Below are 2,130 nucleotides of genomic sequence, written 5' to 3' on the forward strand. Positions count from 1 at the left end.
GCGCAGGACGGTTCGGGGAATACGAAGGGTCCACCCGCGCCCACACACTCGATCAGGTCGGATTCATCCATGCCGCCACCGCCGAGCAACTCGAGCACGTCCTCGCCACCGTGTACGGCGACGTCGACCTCCCGCTGGTGGTGGCCGTGATCGACCAGGACGCACTCCTCGACGCTGGTATCGACATCCGATGGGACGACACCGCTCAGACATCAACCACTCCCGGCCCGCGGGCTCCCCGGATCATGGGAGCGTTGCCGATGGATCCGGACATCGTCGTCGCGCAGATCCCCCTCGAAAAAGACAGCGGGAAGTGGACCGTTCCCGACCTTGCCGAATACGCCCTCGGCGGAGCGAGGCCGTAGCAAGTACCCGAACAGGGCTGACCTGATCGGGGGTGACATTACGCAGTCACGACGCCTCGCCGGTGAGGCCCTGCGGCAGTTCCGGCTGCCGCTGGCGCGGCGCCAAACATCCACTGAAGGAGCAGGGTCCAGCATCCTGAGAAACGGGGTCGAGCGTGATCGGCTTCTACACCTCCGCGAAGCCGCTCCTCGAGCGAACACGAGACGCTCGACGCCAGCGCGATCGGCAGCGACCGCGGCGACGGAAATTCCGACCGTGGTGTTTGGTTGCGTGGCCCGGCCCTGCGGTGGACCGGTGGAATTGCAGGAGATGATCGGCGTCGACGCGCGGGGATCTCCCTCGGCGCGTGCAGATCACGATCGCGTCGGCCATGCTATTGCTGGGCGTTGACGGCGACGAGGTAAGCCGTTGAGCTCACTCGATCGGGGCTATTCCTCTGTTGCCGCTGACAGCGGCGTGGTGAGGAACGCGAGCCTGAATTTTCCGATCCGGATCTCGTCACCGTCGGCGAGCAGTGCGGTGTCGACCGGTGACCGGTTGCGGTAGGTGCCATTGAGGCTGCCGACATCGGTCACCCGAAACGTGTCGTTATCCCGCTGGATCTCGGCGTGGCGACGGCCGACGGTCGTGTCGTCGAGGTAGATGTCGCTGTCGATGTGGCGTCCGATCGTGGTGACCGTCCGGTCGAGCTGGAACCAGTCACCGCGGTTCGGTCCGCGAATGACCACGAGCAGTGCAGTACCAGGCGGCAGCGCCTCGGCGACGCCTCGGCCCCAAGGCGGGTCACTGGCGGCCGGATGGTATCGACGACGGGCGGTGGTGACGTCGCATGGTGCGGCGTACGTCTGTGGTCGCAATGGACGGTCTAGTGGCAACTCGGACACCAGTGCGACCTGCTCGCGATACTCGCGGAACAGACGGTAGGCGTCGTCTCGAATGCCAGAGCCGGCCCGAACGCCGGAGTCGATGATGGTGTCGGTGACGTCGAATGGTGCGGCCACGACGAGGTCCTCTCTCTGCAACGAGGAGCGCAAAGCTCGCGACTCAGCTCCTACGATGACTAATATTTACTATTAGATTAGTGCAAACTAGCCGCTAGGCGGAAGCTGCAAAATATGTGACCAAGATCACCCCTACCACCTGAACTGGTAAGGGAAGGGCGGTCGGCATTTGTCCGAGGCCTTCCCCATAGCGCGGATGGTTTCTACTAGTAGTCTCGTCTAAAATGGGCAGCATGAGTGAGCGGACCTTGACCGACCCGACGCTGCCGACCGCGCTCGGCGAGACCCGGGCCCGGGTGTTGGAGCTGCTGTGCGCCGCAGGGGAACCGATGGGTGTGCAAGACGTCGCCGAGCGGGTCGACCTGCATCCGAATACAGCCCGGTTCCATCTGGACGGATTGGTCGACACGGGTCTGGCAGAGCGTCGCGCCGAAGAACGTCGCCAGCCCGGTCGGCCCCGGATGGTGTACGCCGCTACCGCCTCGGATGTGTCCACCGGCCAGCGCAGTTATCGGTTGCTGGCGGAGATGTTGACCAGCCTGGTGAGCGACATCCTGCCGGAGCCCGGTCGCACCGCCGAGACGGCCGGGGAGGCGTGGGGTCGCTACCTGGCGGAGCGGCCGGCCCCGTCGCAGCCGGTGGACGCCGCCGACGGGGTCCGCCGGTTGTCAACGGTGCTGGCCGAGTCCGGCTTCGCCCCGGGCGTGGTGGACGACCTCACTCGACCAGTGGTCCCGTTGCGGCACTGCCCGTTCCTGGAAGT

3 protein-coding genes are annotated in these 2,130 nt (G+C 65.5%); 2 read left to right on the forward strand and 1 reads right to left on the reverse strand.

The window, feature by feature from the left end; translation table 11 throughout:
• The coding region (locus WAW17_RS23025; protein WP_422335220.1) for a DUF952 domain-containing protein at positions 1 to 365 on the forward strand (365 nt) is incomplete at its 5' end.
• A 429-nt stretch (positions 366 to 794) separates the two neighbouring features.
• Here the strand turns inward: WAW17_RS23025 and WAW17_RS23030 are convergent.
• Positions 795 to 1,367, reverse strand: coding sequence for an FHA domain-containing protein (locus WAW17_RS23030; RefSeq protein WP_422335221.1), 573 nt, complete (start codon positions 1,365 to 1,367; stop codon positions 795 to 797).
• Between the two features lie 233 nt (positions 1,368 to 1,600).
• On the opposite strand from WAW17_RS23030, the gene WAW17_RS23035 reads away from it, so the two are divergent.
• On the forward strand, positions 1,601 to 2,130 hold a 530-nt coding region (locus WAW17_RS23035), incomplete at its 3' end, for a helix-turn-helix transcriptional regulator (protein WP_422335222.1).

The sequence above is a fragment of the Rhodococcus sp. (in: high G+C Gram-positive bacteria) genome, from assembly GCF_049286785.1.
In the GTDB taxonomy this organism is placed as follows: Bacteria; Actinomycetota; Actinomycetes; order Mycobacteriales; family Mycobacteriaceae; genus Rhodococcus_F.